The organism is Paenibacillus sp. GSMTC-2017 (assembly GCF_016019935.1).
Taxonomy (GTDB): Bacteria; Bacillota; Bacilli; order Paenibacillales; family Paenibacillaceae; genus Pristimantibacillus.
The window spans coordinates 281,569-298,797 of sequence record NZ_JAECMT010000003.1 but is presented as its reverse complement, the minus strand read 5'-3'; the positions used below and the strand labels follow the sequence as shown (position 1 = coordinate 298,797).

Sequence of the window (17,229 nt, the reverse complement as noted above, 5' to 3'; positions counted from 1 at the left end):
TCTTTAATCTGATCCGTTGTTAAACCTAGATTAAGATATAGTTGTATCGTATTTATCGTTTCAACAATGGAATCATCAAATTCTCGGTAGTTATTATCTAGACGTGATGCCGATAGTAATCCTTTCTTTTCATAATGCCGTACAGATCTTGCACTTACCCCAGTTAGATGAGCTAATTTACTTATTTTCAGATGAAGTGCCTCCTCCCTTTAGTTGGTAATTATATTATAAAGTATGACACTAATGGTAATGTCAAGAACGAAGTCAGTATTCTCTATCTTCATTACCATTTCTTATGGTGTAAACTATTATAGTTGGCTCGTTAATAATCTTTATATATTTACCTTCATTTTCTGAAATGTTCATAACTATCTTTTCTCTATTTTCAAATAGCTTTTCAGAAAGACTCGGATTTGTAATAAGAGTCCCGTTTAAGAAAGACAAATACTCCGCCATAGGAAAACTATCCTCTATTCCTGCTATTTTCCCCAGTTCAATTAATCTATTCTCCAATTGGTTTTTGGAATATGGAATACCTAATTCTTTTACTATTTCTATCCCGTGACTTATGGCGACATAAGGAACATATACCTCATCTTCAATAATACTCTCGTTTTCTGTGACACCCAATCTCTGATATTCTATTGTGTTTTGCCATTCAGCAAATACTTTATCCATATCGTCGAATTGATCCAAAAGCTCTCTTAATTTTTGATGGGCATCCCATAATAATGGCGACTTTTCATACTCTTTTTTGTCTAATGTATGTAGGAATCTTACTACTTCTTCTTTTGTCTGTTTAGTCATAGTTCCTCCGAACATAACCTTAGTATGTGATACCGTTATCTTCAAGCCACATCCATTACAAACTCTCATCTTCTTACAGTATAATCTTGTTATACATTTCAAACTATCATTATGATTGTGGGGGATAATAATGGTTTTTGTAGCATTATTGCGAGGTATTAATGTAGGCGGTAATAATAAAATTGATATGAAACAGCTCAAGAACACATTTGAGGGAGTCGGTTTACATGATGTTGTAACATACATCAACACTGGGAATATTATTTTCACTGATAATCATCGGTCCCCGCAAGAACTAGCCAACATACTAGAAGAAGCCATTGTTAATGACTTTAGTCTTTCAATCAAAGTCATGATCCGCACTCTTGTTGAAATCAAAACGATTATGGAATCTCTTCCCCCTAACTGGACAAACGACCAAAGTATGAAAAGTGATGTCCTATATTTATGGGATGAAGTCAATGATGAATCTGTCCTCACAAATGTGATCATAAAACCGGATATTGACCACGTCATCTATGTTAACGGAGCTATTCTTTGGTCTTATAATAGGGAACATGCTGGAAAAAGTGGCATGAACAAAATTATCGGTACGAAGCTCTACCAAAGTGTAACTGTCCGTAACGTCAACACAGCCCGTAAAATATACGAATTGATGCTAGCCGCTGAACATTAAATATTCATTGACAAGAATATTCTCAATAAGGTATATTCAATGCATAAGTTTATTCGCTCAGACTATTAGGAAGACTATAAGCAATAAGCACAATGATTAGCTAATTGATAATTGGAGGAATAGAAATGACTGAAAATCAAGCATTAAACACCAATCAAGCCGAATTTGAGGAAGCAGAACTTGTTATTACCCGTACCTTCAACGCACCTCGTGAACTCGTATTTCAAGTATGGACACAATCCGAGCACTTAGCACAATGGTGGGGACCAAAGGGTATGAAACTTGAAGTGAAGAAGCTTGATTTCCGTCCTGGCGGAACATTTCATTATAGTATGAGCACTCCAGATGGTTTTGAAATGTGGGGCAAGTTCATCTATCAAGAAATCGTTAAACCCGAAAAAATCGTCTTTATAAACTCCTTCGCTGATGCAGAGGGCAACACCATTCTTCCTCAGTTCAGTTCCGAGTTTCCTATTGAAGTAATGAATATCATAACGTTTACTGAACAAGATGGTCAAACGACCCTTACTCTTCGTGGCGGACCTCACAATGCAACTGCAGAGCAACACGCCTTCTACAAAGGCATGTTTGATTCTATGAAACAAGGCTTCGGAGGAACATTTGATCAGCTTGATGCCTATCTTTCAAAACTATAATTGGCGGAAGATGATAGCTGTGCCTAGACCTGCTATCGACGGTACCATTATTTCTCCTGCTGGGGTTTCCACTACTGGAACCCCTCTTTCATTAAGATAAGAGCGCGTCTCAACAATGTCGCGTACAGCAACTGAAAATCCTGCAAACCCAGGAAGTGGCGGCGCTAATTCACCGGGTAAAATATCGCATAAACAACATTCGGGAACAATGGTTACTCGTACGTGTTCGCCAAGAGTGAACACACGCACGTTTTTGGCTTGTGGATTTCTGCAACGGCCAGCCGTCCTTCCGGCACTACCTCCCCATCAATTTCCAGATAACAAACAGAAACTAGGAGCGGGATAATGCTCGCATCATCAGGGAGTTTCTCTCCTTCTTTCACCACCGTTACAATTTCGATAAAATTACGGAGAAATGAGACATGCGTATTACCTGCACCAAGTAGCTTAGGTGTCTCGCCCGCATGTTGCGCTAGCGCCGGATATCTGGCGGTGAACATTCAAGCCTAACCTCCTGTAATGCTCCATCGCTGCTTCCCTATTTGTTACAACATGACCAACATGATGAATATTCATTATTTCTCTGTTCATTGTACTCACTCCTCGTATGCTAGCAATGGGACAATATAAAGGTCTTGAATATATGAAGGAAGTGTTTTCTAAGCTGGCAACTAATTAATTTCTCGTTGCTTATAAGAAGTTATAAAATATGTAGTCGAACTTTTGTATGATAAACAAGTAATCACTAGAATAGCTAATAACAAAATAAATGCAAATCATCGCAGTAAGTATACTTGGGATGATTTTCAGAATAACTGATTTCTGGATCGTTTTAATATAATATGCGTTTACAGCTACATATATCAAAACAATAAATAAAGACAAATAAAAATAAATTGGGTTTGGGTATTGATAATCTCTTAATACAGCTCGCTCCTGCTCCTTGAAATAATCTTTTGTAAGTAGACCGCTGTTTATATTTTCAACTCTATTTACATATCTATCAATGACATCAGACACTGCTACTCCAGTTACTTCAGTAAAATCATATGATTCTTTGGTGAAACCCAATAGTTCACTAACTGATAACGAGGCTTTAATCTGAGCTGCAATGGAGACTGAACTAATAACCAATGGAGCTAAAAATAGAAGACTAATTAAAATAAAACTTGTAAAATTTTTTATTAATTTCATTTTCCACTTCCTATTTTTAGTTAGAAAAAAGGTCGATCCACCAACTCCAAAAAGAGGGTAAATCGACCTGCTTGTTTAATAAGCTAAACTTACTTTAAACTTTCGCTGTAATATAACCTTCTGCTTTCAACAACTCTGCGATGAGAACCGCTCCGCCAGCCGCTCCTCGAAGTGTATTGTGTGATAAGCCTACAAATTTATAATCATACAAGGAATCTTCACGGAGTCTACCAGCTGATACGCCCATTCCGCCTTCGATATCACGGTCAAGCTTCGTCTGCGGTCTGTTTTCTTCTTCGAAATATGTGATGAACTGTTTAGGCGCACTTGGCAATCCAAGCTCTTGCGGGCGACCTTTGAAGTTTTTCCAAAGTTCTAGAATCTCTTCTTTAGAAGGCTTATTCTCGAACGATACAAATACTGTCGCCAAGTGACCGTCAAGTACTGGAACACGAATACACTGCGTTGTAATAAGAGGCTCGTTAGCTTTTACAATTGCGCCGTCTTCAACACTTCCCCAAATTCTAAGCGGCTCTTGCTCGCTTTTCTCTTCTTCACCGCCAATGTAAGGAATTACGTTGTCGAGCATTTCTGGCCAGTCCGTAAAGTTTTTGCCAGCACCGGAAATCGCCTGATAAGTCGATGCTACAACCGTCTTTGGCTTATACTCTTTAAGAGCATGAAGCATAGGCACATAACTTTGGATGGAGCAGTTCGGCTTAACAGCGATAAAGCCCGTGGAAGTGCCTAGACGCTCACGCTGTGCTGCAATAACTTCAAGATGGCTCGGATTAATTTCTGGAATAACCATCGGCACATCAGCAGTCCAGCGATGAGCGGAGTTATTGGAAACAACAGGTGTACCTGTCTTAGCATAAGCTTCTTCGAGCGCTTTGATCTCTTCTTTCTTCATATCTACCGCACAGAAAATAAAATCAACGTCGGCAGCAAACTCTTCAACTTTGGAAGCATCTTGTACAACGATAGATTTAACTGCATCGGGAATTGGCGTATCCAATTTCCATCTGCCTTGTACGGATTGTTCGTATGTTTTGCCAGCTGAGCTAGCGCTAGCTGCAATAGCCGTTACTTTAAACCAAGGATGCCCATCCAGTAGTTGAACAAACCTTTGCCCAACCATTCCTGTACCACCAACAATTCCTGCTCTCAACAATTGTGTCATTAGATCCATCTCCCCTATTGTTATAATAAAAAAATCCCATCACTAAGACTGATATCAGCCTTAGGGACGAGATTGGATTCTCGTGGTACCACCCTAAATTCGCAGTTATGTCGCCATAATCGCCTCATCAAGTACGATGTGACCTTAAATCACATTTATACTCTAGCTCTGTAACAGGAGCTCCTGGCACACCACCCCCCGTTTATAATAACAGGTTCCGGTGCACTGCTCTGAGTCTTTTTTCGATAACGTCTTCCTTACTCCTTTTCAGCAACCGGAGCTCTCTGGGAAAGAATCCATTTATCTACTCGTCTCTTCATCGCATTTCATTGTGGATTTATATTACCAAAATCTAATGAGAAGGTAAACAACATTTTTCGAAAATTCAGACTTGATATCCATAATATTCATGCTACATACTTAACGTTATAAGTATATGAAGAGAAAATTGAATGTCTCCTACCTGATATTTCCGTGCATCAATTGCTAAGTATCCCTTCTCCAATCCTACTACAATTGAACTTGAAAGGAGGTAACGTATGGAATGGCTGGATCGCATGAATAACGCTTTGAATTATATCGAGACTCATTTAACTGAAAAGATCGATCACGATGAAATTGCCAAAATCGCCTGTTGCTCAAACTTTCATTTCGCGCGGATGTTTTCATTCATAGTCGATGTACCTCTATCAGAGTATATAAGGCGAAGACGGCTTACTCTTGCCGCATTTGAGCTTCAGCACAATGAACAACGAGTTATCGACATCGCATTGAAATATGGTTATGAGTCGCCAGAAGCTTTTTCTCGAGCGTTCAAAAAATTGCATGGTGTAATGCCTATGTCAGCGCGCGACAAGGGTGTTACACTAAAAGCCTATCCGCGGTTATCCTTTCATATTTCAATTAAAGGGGCTGCAGAAATGAATTACACCATTCAAGATAAAGAAGCTTTTGAAATGTTCGGAGTTTCGGCTAAGATCAATACTGGCGGGGAAAATCCATTTATTGAGATACCTGCATTTTGGACCAAATGTATCGAGGATGGAACCGTCGATCGGATCCGCACAGCAGCAGGTTTAGGGGAGAATGGACAAATCCATGCTGCTTTTCACAGCAATCAGGGTAATGAATTCACCTATACGATTGGATACTTTATGCCACAAGCTGGTCTTCCAGATGGGTTTGAACCGCTCGCTATCCCAACACACACCTATGCGATTTTCTCAACAGGAATATATCCTAATGGTCAAAGCAACATTCATGAACTTTGGAAGCGTATTTGGAGCGAGTGGGTTCCAACCTGCAATTACATTGTAGTCGGTCCAGAATTTGAAATGACCTATGACAGAGGCAACGGCACATACGAAATGGAACTTTGGTTGGCTGTTACGCCAAAAAGTGACTCTTCGGATGTCGAGTAATACAAACAATAGGCTTTCACAATTATAATAATGTAAACTAAAAAACTATCACTGGAATAATCCAAGTGATAGTTTTTAATATTAGCGATAAATTAAGGCAAAATGCCTGTTTTTATTTTAATCGTTTCTTCTGACCATGAAACCCAATCAATTAACACACTATTTGCTTTGTAACCACAATGTGAAGGATCACCACTCGTACCCGTTCCGATATGAGAAGCATTCCAAGGTGTTTCAGATCCAGCCGTTGTTCCTATATTCACATTGCTCCATCTAGCATTATTTAAGTAACTGCCCGTTGTAAAATCTTCGTATCCTATAGACTGTGCAATCGATGTAACCCTTTTGACCAACATATTTGCCCCTGATGGAGTAAATTGTTTATTCGGAAGTACATTCCAAACCATAGTTTGTTCAAGCGGCAATCCATTTTTAGCAGTTCCACTTACATATAAAGCAGCTTGATTATTAGCAGGGATATAAAACTTCATAAATGCTGTTGTCCCCATTTTGAAATTAGCAGGACTTCCACTTGCAATTGAATCCATCCCAAGCCAAGTCATTGCCCACGTTTCTTCAGTTGGATTAACAGGAGGAATTCCATCACCATAATTTAATGAAAGACCAGCATCTACTTGTTGACCGGTAGCAGTATTTATTGCACCAAGATACATGTAAGCAGTATCGCCTGTCATTTTAGTTACACCATTTACGGTCTTTGATTTAGGAGTCATTACCGCTTCTGTTCCTTTTTGAGGTAGATACACGTACGCATTTACTCTAGAATAACCAATTTTTGATTTCACTCTGCGGAATGGTCCCGTATGTGCAGTTGGACAAACATTCGTCGGTGGTAAATATGCCAATGTACTAACTAAACCTGCTTCTTTCTCCACTTCGTATTTTGGCTCAACATAGTTAGGATCTTTTTTCAACTTACCATCAGTATTAATTAAATTTTTATATTTCACTTTAAACTCTTTAAGTGCTTCAACTTTATTAGCAGTAAAAAAACCGTCTGCTTCATTAATATAAAAAACATTTTTGCGATCCTCTTTATCAAGATTCAGCATCACTTCTCTCAAAATCTGTTTATCTTTTTCTGGTAGAGATGGGTCAATATATCGATCTACTTCTGCATAAGAGCCAACATCTTTAACAGCAGAAACTGCGCTAACTGGAATTAATAGAATAAGAGTCAATAATAGCAAAATATATTTTTTCATTAATACTCCTCCTAAATTTATTGTTCATCTTCACGAATTAAAGAGTGAAATTCCCTCTAAAGATAATGTTACACTGCTTGAAGTATATATATTGTGTAAAAACTCTCTACTCTACGAGAGGAGCCTATCATAAATTAGAAGTCGTAACCGGAAATTGAAAAATATTTCAACAGCCTCTACCAGCAGGAAAATGGATCACCTCCCATAAAACGGAATATATTCGTCGACTTGCTGTAATTATAAAAATATCCATAAAAGTAAACAAGTAGGCACTTTTAAGTTACCTGTAAAAAAGTATGCTCATCATAAGTCTAGACTTACTGCAACTGCTTGGAGTGCCTATGCAATGACCAGTGACTCTGATGAGCATTGCTTCCGATTCACTCTGACATCCCCTTTTCTCCAAGTATAGAACATCTCAAAATAATTCTAGCTCCTCCTTCTCGACTCTGTTTTGATTTTGAGCATAAAAAATACACCGCCACCAAGGACATACTGCCCGTGTGACGATGTATTCAAAATTTACTGCTACGATAATCAATTCATCTGTAGATTACTTCACGCTCTCCATCGACCAAGCTTCTACATCCCACGTTTTTGTTACAAAATCCTCATAAAAATCAGGTTCGTGAGATACAAGAACGACTGTACCTTTATATGCTTGTAGCGCTCGCTTTAATTCGGCTTTAGCATTGATGTCCAAATGGTTCGTAGGCTCATCGAACAATATCCAGTTGCTTTCGCGCATCATCAGTTTGCAAAGACGAACCTTCGCCTGTTCTCCACCGCTGAGCTGGTTAAGAGAACGTGTAATATGCTCATTTTTCAAACCGCAACGGGCCAGCGCTGCACGAACTTCATGTTGGTTCATAAATGAAAACTCATCCCATACATCCTCTAACGGAGTCATCGTTGGAGCTTTAGCTTCCTGCTCGAAGTAAGCTGGTGATAAATAATCACCAAGATAAGTTTTGCCTTCTAGTGGCTGAATAACGCCAAGAATGGTTTTAAGGAGCGTCGATTTACCTACACCGTTGCAACCTACAATTGCAATCTTATCACCGCGCTCAATGACCATATCCATCTTAGGAAGAAGCGGCTTATTGTAGCCGATAACCATTCCCTGTGCTTCAAATACAGTTTTGCCGCTGGATCTAGACTCTTTGAAGTTAAAAGTCGGCTTAGCTGCCTCCTCCGGCTTGTCGATGCGATCGATACGGTCGAGCTGCTTCTCACGGCTTTTCGCACGCCCAGAAGTTGAAGCACGCGCTTTATTTTTTTGTATAAATTCCTCTTGCTTCTTAATATAATCCATTTGCTTTTCGTAAGCGTCGATATGCTGTGCCTTATTCAGCTCAGCCATCTCCATAAACTTATCATAATTGGCTGTGTAACGCGTCATCTTCGTAAATTCAAGATGATAAATCACGTTAACAACCTGATTCATAAAGCCCGTTTCATGAGAAATAAGAACAAACGCATGCGGATAATTTTTTAAATAATTAGTCAGCCAATTAATATGTTCTTCGTCCAAATAATTGGTAGGCTCATCCAGCAACAAAACACCCGGCTTCTCAAGCAACAACTTGGCGAGTAGAACCTTCGTCCGCTGTCCACCGCTAAGCGCCGTTACGTCGCGATCAAGTCCTATTGCATTAAGGCCTAGTCCATTAGCCATTTCATCGACCTTTACATCGATCAAATAAAAATCGCCAATTTCCAGTTCCTCTTGAATTTCACCCATACGTACTAAAAGCTGGTCCAGCTTATCTGGATCTGCGTCGCCCATTTGCGCAATAACTTCGTTAAGTTCCTGTTCCAAAACAAGTAAAGGTAGAAATGCATCTTTTAATACGTCACGAATTGTTTTACCTGCTTCAAGTTTCGTGTGTTGGTCTAAATAACCATAACGAACGCGTGGCGTCCATTCTACTTTTCCTTCGTCCTTAAGTAGCTTCCCTGTCAAAATATTCATGAGTGTAGATTTCCCTGTACCATTCGCACCTACAAGCCCGACACGTTCACCCTCAAGCAAACGAAAAGATACGTTTCTAAACAATACCCGATCGCCAAACGTATGCGATAATTGCTCAACTGTTAACAAACTCATTTTTCTTTATCTCCATTCATCTATACACATTAATTTATTACTCATAGCTATCTATAATTGCCCGTATCATTGTACCACAAAAACGTCCCATCCATATTTATAACTCTTTGAATAGCAAAGGCCAGAGTCCCAAATGAGAAACTCCAGCCTTTTTTAAGATCAATGTTATATCAATCGTTGGATGTTCTTCTTATCAATTACTTCTGCTCTACAGGCACGTCTATTGCAAGCGGCATCCCTGCTTCAACTAAACGTTTGTTACGAACGAATGCTAGCGATAATACGACCATCAGCAGTCCTGTTCCAATAAGCAACCATTCAATATCTACAGCATCCGATAGCGGACCGAATATGAGCATTCCGATTGGCATCATGGAAGTTGAAATCATACCAAACACACCGAATATTCGTCCCATGTAATTCGGATCTACCCTTTCTTGCAGCAAGACAGTAGTCGGAGTACTAAAAATTGGCATAGCTACTCCGAATAAAGCCATCACTGCTAAGTAGATCCAAAATATCGGTACAATACCTAATACTACCGTACAAACACCCATAATGAGGTTCGCAAAAGTCATCGTAAATACTTTGTTACGGAAGCCTCCCCATGATGCAATAACAGCACCACCAGTCATCATACCGACTGAGAAAGCTATTTCAATGGCAGTCAGTCTCCAATATTCGTCTCCAAAACTACGTGCTACTTGGAGTGGTGTCAAAAAGGCAGCTGGTGCCATCAATATAAAGAACAGGGCAAAAAAGATAAAGAACGTTTTAAGGAAACTATGATTTTTAATGTAGTCTATTCCTAATTTAAAATCTTCCAAATAACTTGTCGTTTGCTGACCAGCAGCTTTTTGGTGCAAAGGTATTTTCAAAAAGAATGATAAAATAACGACCGCCATTAACGCCGTTACAACATCGATAAAAAATATCGCTTCAATCGTAGACTTAGAAAGCAACATCGCACTTACGATAGGGGCAACAAACATCATGAGTGCTTGAAGAGTTCCGTTTATTCCATTTATCTTTGTCAGCTTATCCTCTGGCACAATTTGAGGTAATATAGCCCCAACCGCAGGTGTTTGAATACCTGCCCCGAGCGCGCGAACAGCAGCAATAACAAACAGCAACCAATTTTCTTTATACCCCGATAAAAATGTAATAGCGAGAAGCAACGTTGCAAAAGCAATCATAGAATCCGCAATTATAATAAGATATTTACGATTGAACCGATCCGCCCATACCCCTGCAAATGGTGATAACAAAAAGGTCGGAATAAATCCGCAAATAATAAATAATGTCATCATCATACCCGATTTTGTAGTGAGCGTAATGTGCCACATAATCGCGTATTGAACTAAGGCAGAACCAAATAATGAAAAAGTTTGACTACTTAGAAAAAGAATGATGTTTCTTTTCCAATGCAGTTTACTAAGGTCTTCCGTGTGAGTCATGATTTTCCCCCTCTAATCTCTACTTTCTATTTCTTACTATTAAGTCATTACCATAATTGAAGCTTTGGAAACAACCCCTATACTTTTCTCGAGAGTGCATTTGCTTTCCAACAAGTTCAGAAATCCATCAAGATCAATATCCCCTTCTTCTTCTTCCTTAAAGTCATCTAGTTTCACGCCAAACTGAGCCGCTTAAACCAATGCTGCACCTACGAGACAGGACCATCTGCTCGATATTTATTCATTATATACCGAACATACATTCTTATGGTAGTGAAATAATGATTTTAAAAAAACACTACCATCACTTTGCACATGTCGGCACCTAGTTATATTTTCCAAAGTCCACTAAACGCCCGCAACTAGCGGATATTGAAAATAAGCAATTTAAAACTAGCTAATTTCTCTTTTTCCAAACTCATTACACCATTATCATTAACAAATCAAAAATATTTTAAGAAAAGTACAAGGAGATTAGATCAAGTGAAATCTATTATTCAACTATTACATTTTGGCTATCATCAAGCGATGAGTTGCATCTTTCCTGTCGCCATATTCGGAACGTTAGCTCTCTCAACTGCAATAGATATGCCTTTCATTCATCGTTATGATGCTATTCTGCTCATTTTGCTTGGCGTTCAATATATGATGTACCGTAGTGGACTTGAGACACGCGATGAACTCAAAGTCATCTGTCTCTTTCACCTTATAGGATTGGCGCTTGAGTTATATAAGGTGAAGATGGGATCGTGGTCATACCCTGAACCTGGATTTACGAAGGTACTCGGTGTCCCACTATACAGCGGATTTATGTATGCAAGTGTAGCAAGCTTTATGTGCCAAATATGGCGAAGATTGCGGATGGACATGACAGGTTGGCCTGGCTTTATGTCCTCTGTTCTGCTTGGAGGAGCCATCTACTTCAACTTTTTCACCCATCATTTTATTCCCGATTTTCGTTGGTGGTTGACCGGGCTTGTATTCATTGTTTTTTGGAAAACAAGAATTATTTATCGGGTGCGAGCTAAAACATATTATATGCCGCTCACGGTTGCCTTTATTATTGTAGGTTTTTTCATCTGGTTAGCTGAAAATATTGCCACATTTTTTGATGCATGGAAGTACCCTGACCAACATCAAACCTGGCAGCTGGTCAGCTTCAGTAAAATCAGTTCATGGTTCCTTCTAGTCATTATTAGCGTCATCATCGTCGCCCAGCTTAAACATGTGAAAGCAAATCGAAATCGTCACAGAAATTCATAATCATTGGATTATGGCTCCTCACCTCAATTGTGAGGAGCGATTTGATTAGTCCCGATAATGGGACAACACCCAGCACACGCCATTTCGGTCGGTAACGATAGCAAGTAGTCCGTTAAAAGGAGCTTCATACCTTTCTGTATGAATTGTTCCGCTGGCTGCAAATTCACTATAGATCGCTTGGAACTCTTTCTCCGTCTCGATTTTCAAAAAAATTCTCACGTAATCACCTTGTAGCACAGGTTTTGCCGCTTTAGTATCAGCAAACTTTAGAATTGCATCCCCTACAATCAGATCCGCATTTAGCACTTCTTCCCCTTGCTTACGCAAAATGTTGATTTCACCGCCAAACACGCTTTGATAATACTTCATTTCATCTTTGCAGTTTTCTACAGCGATAAACGGGTATGCTATCATCATTAACATCCTCCTAAAGTTCAAATGATCATAAGTTTACCTTTCTTCCTGTCTGCTCAGATTACGAAGTACAATTTTCAATTGGCTTACAAATAGATCGTATTCATCATCTGCGATACCCTGTTTGGTCTTGCTTTTGACACGATCCAATACCTCCTGCACTTTTGGTGCAACTTCATGACCCGATTCTGTCAAATATAACTGCTGATAGCGGTTATCGCTTGAATCAACTTCCCTCCGCACATATCCTTCTGATTCTAGCTTGGCAACCGCCTTTGCTGTCGTCGTCTTGTCAATGAGCAGTTTTTCACTCAACGCTTTCTGAGTAATTGGCTGCTGAGAAGCTATCGCCATTAGGAAAATGTATTGTCCACTCCCAATTCGATAAGGTTCCAGCTCGGCTGAAATTAAGACCTGCATGTGACGATAGATGGCAGAGATGTATTGGCCATGAGATTCCGTTTCGTGCTTGTCAGTATGCTTCCATCGTTCGCTCAGATTACTCGTCTCCTTAAGTAGGATGTTATTGCAACTAATAGTAATATAAGCGATATAGGATGCTATTGCAACTATTTTATTGTAAAAATTTAAGAGGTGACTATTATCGGTACCCCGATGCATCCGCTGGTTTGCCTGCATCCTGAACTTCCACAATATATCGCCAAGCATCTGGTTGTGATCCATCAACATCACAAAAACCATACACTTGCGAAAGTTCGCCACTCGATACAGATTGACCGTTCCAGCGGGCAACCTCTTGGTCGCTTGCCAGTGCAGCAATAGCACGTCCTACAAATCGCGGCGATTCCGAGATAATAAAATGTGGCTCCTTCTCAAGAGCATCACGCCAGTTGTCTTCACGAACATCAAAGTGTTCGAGCATAATCTCGGAACGCATCCAGCCTGGTGTAACGGCTACGGCTGTGCAATGATGCGGCTTCAGCTCATGGGCAAGCGATTGCGCCAGCCGAATAACGGACGTTTTCGCCAAATCGTAAAACAGTGATAGTCGGTAGTTATTATTGTTGTACGCCGCCGTACCGTCCGTCATCTCCACAACAAGCCCGTTCCCGCTCCTGATCAGCAGTGGCAATGCAAAATGGCTCGTTATGACATGTGTGTCAACCGAAAGTCGAAGCATCCGAAGTCCCCCACCCAGCGAATGCTCCCATACCGGCACATTCCACTCAATGAGATTTTCTCCTCCCCAAATATCGTTGACGAGAATGTCTAGTCGACCCTGTTCGCTTTCAATTCGTGCAATTAGAGCTTGAACTTGATCAGGTTCAAGATGGTCCACTGGAACCGCTATACCTCTGCCTCCCGCAAGACTTACAAGTTCTGCAGTTTCTTCTATCGTTTCAGGACGATTGTACTCCGATCGCTTTGTTCTTGTCGTTCGACCAGTCACATAAACAGTCGCTCCCGCAGCTCCTAACTCAATCGCTATTCCACGGCCAGCACCTCGTGTTGCGCCTGCTACCAATGCAACTTTTCCGTCTAATGGTTTCATGATTTGTTACAGCTCCTTTATACGATAGTCTCTTTATTATAAAGCTCTAATATGACAGGGTATGTCGTATTAGGAACTAGCAATAATTATTACTTCCACTATGTCGTCACTTCGCACAATACTATTTATTTAACAAAGCACAAATTCTAACCCTTCTTCACCTATTCCCTCAAGCTGAGCCTAAAGTTCCTCTAAATAAATTCTCCAACTTCACGTTCTCAAGTTATTAAACAGAACGCCAAAAAGGTCTGTGACAGCTTGCCTACCGGCAACCTTTCATAGACCACAAACTCGCTTACAATGCGACCTCTCGGTTCTTATTCTTTTACGACAGCAAGTCAATGACCTTTGACATTGAAACGATAACACAATGTATACTTGCTGCTTTAGCTACTTTTGCTCCACTAGGTGAATCTTCTAGTTTGTTTTAGATATTTCCGTTATCTATATAGCAATATTAGATCATAATTCTAAAAAAATACTAATCGATGTACCGAATGCCACATACTTTACTAATGGTTTCCAATTAACGCAAAAAAGCAATAAATTTCTTTTTTTCTTTAATGCCCCAAGTTAGCTCCAACAAAATCGGTGCATAATAAACTGGAATTAACCACGAATAAGTGCCATCTAGCAAAAGATGGCCTATCCAAATATCTTTATTTGAATCAGACTTTAAAGCCCATTTACCGCTATAAACGGTTTTACCACTATTTTTTTGTGCGTATTTTAATGCTTTTTCAAATGTAAACGTAGTTTTAAGAGATTTATCAACCTCTTCGCACATTGAATGATAGACTGCCTCTTTTTGCTGCCACGAAAATTCTGAATCCCAACATTCAACGAGTTGATAACCTTCAAGTTGACTCTCAATTAACTCCTTAATCTTATCTGAAACAAAAATTTGAGGTAGAATTCGCTCGCCTTCATGCAGCTTTATTTTAAACATGTTATGTCCTTTGACCTTGTCTTCTATTAGAGCAAGCTCCTCATAATCTTTGAGAGAATCTCCAATGCGGCTTTCTTTTGACTTCGTATGGTCGACACAGTCAAGCACAGTAAGCACGTTTAATATACTGAACTCTCCATCCGTGCTTGTTAGTGGCAAAAACTCAATGTTCAGGTTGGGCATTTGCTCAATTGCATCTCTTGCTCTTCGGCTTGCAATGAGTGCGCCTCCCAATTCTTTAAGAAAGTCTGCTGGTTTACCCTTCTCAACCAACTTAACTTCGTGTTGAACCCATTGATTGGACAATGGCATAGCTTGACTAAAGTACTTCCTTAATTCAAAGTATGATTCGATTTCCACAAATTCTGTCGTATTAAATGATGGATGATAATCAAGCCACCAAACTTTCACAATGAACGCCTCCACTGCTAATTATTTCCTTAATTATTCTATTATTAGTTTAATCGATCGCAACAATATTGGCTACTTTATAACCTTAAAATAAAAATACAGAGCAACTGAGGCTCCGCCTCGAATGCTCTGTATTTTGAGTTTAAATAAGCTTTTTGACCTTCCTTAATTATGAGATCAGAATATTTTAAACCTCTTGGATCTTCACACGTGTTGGCTTATTCATTTTTATAGAAGTACTAGTTCCAACCATCCATACTATTCCAGCTTCATCTACTCCGAATATTCCAGATGATACAGAGACAATATCTTGAATCCGAGAATCCGCCATATGCCATTCGGGTAAAAAGTCTAATTCCGTTTCTTTTATATGAAGTCTACCCTTTTGAAGCCATTCTATTGCCGCTTTATCACCAATAATGATTCTATTACCTTCACCAAGCCGATATAGAGGAGAAGCATGCATATTAGTAAGATATCCATCATCCCCTGGCTGATCGCGTTTAACAAAAAAGCTGCATACTTCCCCGTTTTGAAACATAACGAAAATTCTGTAAGTCGTTTTGACCACTTTCTTTACTTTCTCCAGCAATTTGGTTGGAGCATATCTTTCCTCATAGTAACTATCGCTAATATAAGCGCCAGATCTTCCCCAAGCATATAAGTCTCCATTTTCTGTTACGGCATATACGAAATCTTGAGACTGCACCGCTTGAACGACATGTTCGAATTCCTTTTTCGGTACTTGATTTTCCAAGCCACGTTTGTGTTCATTACGCCAAATGTATAGATCCCCGTTATCGGTAATAGCATGAACATCATATCTGTCGCTGTCAACGGTTCTAACATTCCTTAATAGGCAATCGCTTTTACCATCTGACATTTGTCCTAGTTGACCATATGCATTTTGCCCAAATCCGAAAAGTTCTCCTGTAATTGTAATAGCAAATGCATCGTACTCCGTTACATGAATGCTTTTAACGTCACTACGAAGCAATACAAAATCGCTACCATTCCACGTTTGACCATAACTATACAGTTCCCCAGAATTAAGTAAGAAATAGGCGTCGCTCGCTCTCACACCTATTTCCTTTACATCAGTTAAAGCCATTATCTTTGGCATTGATGTTCCATGCGGTGAATCCTCACCCCAACCTATCAATTTCCCTTTATCGTTGATAGCATACGCCGAGTAGCTTCCCATTGTAACATCTACGATATTATCCAAAATCTTTTCCGGCTTTTTTCTATTTATTATAGATTTATCACCCAGAACACCGTAACTTTTGGACCCCCAAGTGTAAAGCTCCTTGTCCTTTGTTACCATTGCCATCGTTAGTGAGCCCGGTCGCAAAATACTAACTTCATATTTCTTATCTTTGCTTTTCCCTTTAGGTTTTGTTGGCAGATTTGTATTCCAAGGCGTCTTGGGTAGTTCCAAATTATTCACTACCGTCTCTGCTCTGAAAGGAAGGTTAAATTGTAATTGAAGATAATCACAAAGCTCCCAAAAATAGAGTTCTTTGCATACCCAATTCAACTCTTTGTCGTTAATGCTTACGTTTAAAACTTCTTGTATTTTCTCCACTTTGAGCCTTTTTCTTCTTAATCCATACCCTTCTAATGCTGCACCTTGAATTAGTGAAGCTATTTTTTTGCCTGCTTGTATCAAATGTATTTCCAAAACATCATCGTCGAAATATTCAACGCTCAAAACGGGAAAATGAATGTTCTTTGAAAGCTTTACAGCAGCGGGGGACGCAGTTCCCCATTGTAATGACTCTCCATAAATGCTAGTCCATCCGGAGGAGGATGAAGTAACTTGAATATCTTCGATCATACTTTCCAAAATGGAGATTGCCTCTACCTCTTTTTCAGTAAAAATGTGAATGCTTCCGAATTTTGATCCCATCTATAAACACCTTTCTATTGCTTAACGGTTGAAATGT

At 39.5% G+C, this 17,229-nt stretch carries 17 protein-coding genes, 1 pseudogene and 1 other annotated feature; of the genes and pseudogenes, 4 read left to right on the top strand and 14 right to left on the bottom strand.

The features are described 5' to 3' along the window. Nucleotides 1–5 precede the first annotated feature (5 nt). Nucleotides 6–185: pseudogene (locus tag I6N90_RS24775) on the bottom strand (MerR family transcriptional regulator); the annotation flags it as partial. 79 nt (nt 186–264) lie between these two features. Further along, entirely contained in the window at nt 265–807 is a 543-nt protein-coding gene (locus I6N90_RS13330; RefSeq protein ID WP_197936107.1) for a hypothetical protein, read from the bottom strand. A 130-nt stretch (nt 808–937) separates the two neighbouring features. Between I6N90_RS13330 and I6N90_RS13325 the strand changes: the two genes are divergently transcribed. Together I6N90_RS13325 and I6N90_RS13320 are read left to right on the top strand one after the other, a co-directional pair. Then, nucleotides 938–1,483 (top strand): DUF1697 domain-containing protein, encoded by a 546-nt coding sequence (locus I6N90_RS13325; protein ID WP_197936106.1) that lies wholly within the window; start codon nt 938–940, stop codon nt 1,481–1,483. Between the two features lie 125 nt (nt 1,484–1,608). Then, nucleotides 1,609–2,139 (top strand): SRPBCC family protein, encoded by a 531-nt coding sequence (locus I6N90_RS13320; protein ID WP_197936105.1) that lies wholly within the window; start codon nt 1,609–1,611, stop codon nt 2,137–2,139. On the opposite strand, the gene I6N90_RS13315 is transcribed toward I6N90_RS13320, so the two are convergent. The 4 genes from I6N90_RS13315 to asd all read right to left on the bottom strand — a co-directional run bounded on the left by I6N90_RS13315 (nt 2,134) and on the right by asd (nt 4,516). Beyond that, nucleotides 2,134–2,388 carry a hypothetical protein gene (locus tag I6N90_RS13315; protein WP_197936104.1) on the bottom strand — a complete coding sequence of 85 codons (255 nt, stop codon included), beginning with the start codon at nt 2,386–2,388 and terminating at the stop codon, nt 2,134–2,136. The two genes, I6N90_RS13320 and I6N90_RS13315, sit on opposite strands and share 6 nt — an antisense overlap. A 198-nt stretch (nt 2,389–2,586) precedes the next feature. Then, on the bottom strand, nt 2,587–2,730 hold the full coding sequence (locus I6N90_RS13310; RefSeq protein WP_197936103.1) for a hypothetical protein: 144 nt from the start codon (nt 2,728–2,730) through the stop codon (nt 2,587–2,589). Between the two features lie 99 nt (nt 2,731–2,829). Continuing rightward, nucleotides 2,830–3,273 carry a hypothetical protein gene (locus I6N90_RS13305; RefSeq protein ID WP_232242976.1) on the bottom strand — a complete coding sequence of 148 codons (444 nt, stop codon included), beginning with the start codon at nt 3,271–3,273 and terminating at the stop codon, nt 2,830–2,832. Nucleotides 3,274–3,427: 154 nt separating this feature from the next. Next, entirely contained in the window at nt 3,428–4,516 is a 1,089-nt protein-coding gene (gene asd, locus I6N90_RS13300) for an aspartate-semialdehyde dehydrogenase (RefSeq protein WP_197936101.1), read from the bottom strand. 59 nt (nt 4,517–4,575) lie between these two features. Continuing rightward, nucleotides 4,576–4,845: a binding site (T-box leader), on the bottom strand. Between the two features lie 210 nt (nt 4,846–5,055). On the opposite strand from asd, the gene I6N90_RS13295 reads away from it, so the two are divergent. Then, on the top strand, nt 5,056–5,937 hold the full coding sequence (locus I6N90_RS13295; protein ID WP_197936100.1) for an AraC family transcriptional regulator: 882 nt from the start codon (nt 5,056–5,058) through the stop codon (nt 5,935–5,937). A gap of 92 nt (nt 5,938–6,029) precedes the next feature. Here I6N90_RS13295 and I6N90_RS13290 read toward each other — a convergent pair whose 3' ends face one another. From I6N90_RS13290 to I6N90_RS13280, 3 genes are all read right to left on the bottom strand, one after another. Then, nucleotides 6,030–7,163 (bottom strand): hypothetical protein, encoded by a 1,134-nt coding sequence (locus tag I6N90_RS13290; protein ID WP_197936099.1) that lies wholly within the window; start codon nt 7,161–7,163, stop codon nt 6,030–6,032. 553 nt (nt 7,164–7,716) lie between these two features. After that, nucleotides 7,717–9,273 (bottom strand): ABC-F family ATP-binding cassette domain-containing protein, encoded by a 1,557-nt coding sequence (locus I6N90_RS13285; protein WP_197936098.1) that lies wholly within the window; start codon nt 9,271–9,273, stop codon nt 7,717–7,719. 197 nt (nt 9,274–9,470) lie between these two features. Next, complete coding sequence (locus I6N90_RS13280) at nt 9,471–10,730, bottom strand: MFS transporter (RefSeq protein ID WP_197936097.1); 1,260 nt, start codon at nt 10,728–10,730, stop codon at nt 9,471–9,473. A gap of 483 nt (nt 10,731–11,213) precedes the next feature. Between I6N90_RS13280 and I6N90_RS13270 the strand changes: the two genes are divergently transcribed. Beyond that, entirely contained in the window at nt 11,214–11,993 is a 780-nt protein-coding gene (locus I6N90_RS13270; protein WP_197936095.1) for a DUF817 domain-containing protein, read from the top strand. A 45-nt stretch (nt 11,994–12,038) separates the two neighbouring features. Here the strand turns inward: I6N90_RS13270 and I6N90_RS13265 are convergent, their stop codons facing one another. From I6N90_RS13265 to I6N90_RS13245, 5 genes are all read right to left on the bottom strand, one after another. Continuing rightward, a complete protein-coding gene (locus I6N90_RS13265) occupies nt 12,039–12,410 on the bottom strand; it encodes a VOC family protein (RefSeq protein WP_232242975.1) in 372 nt (123 codons plus the stop codon). Nucleotides 12,411–12,443: 33 nt separating this feature from the next. Next, nucleotides 12,444–13,046, bottom strand: coding sequence for a MarR family winged helix-turn-helix transcriptional regulator (locus I6N90_RS24770; protein WP_232242974.1), 603 nt, complete (start codon nt 13,044–13,046; stop codon nt 12,444–12,446). Next, the gene (locus I6N90_RS13255; protein WP_197936094.1) at nt 13,009–13,920 is read right to left on the bottom strand and encodes an SDR family oxidoreductase; all 912 of its coding nucleotides are present in this window, start codon (nt 13,918–13,920) and stop codon (nt 13,009–13,011) included. Before I6N90_RS13255 ends, I6N90_RS24770 begins: the two co-directional genes overlap by 38 nt. Before the next feature lie 526 nt (nt 13,921–14,446). Further along, nucleotides 14,447–15,280 carry an imm11 family protein gene (locus I6N90_RS13250; RefSeq protein ID WP_197936093.1) on the bottom strand — a complete coding sequence of 278 codons (834 nt, stop codon included), beginning with the start codon at nt 15,278–15,280 and terminating at the stop codon, nt 14,447–14,449. Between the two features lie 187 nt (nt 15,281–15,467). After that, complete coding sequence (locus I6N90_RS13245) at nt 15,468–17,192, bottom strand: RCC1 domain-containing protein (RefSeq protein WP_197936092.1); 1,725 nt, start codon at nt 17,190–17,192, stop codon at nt 15,468–15,470. Between the last annotated feature and the right edge of the window lie 37 nt (nt 17,193–17,229).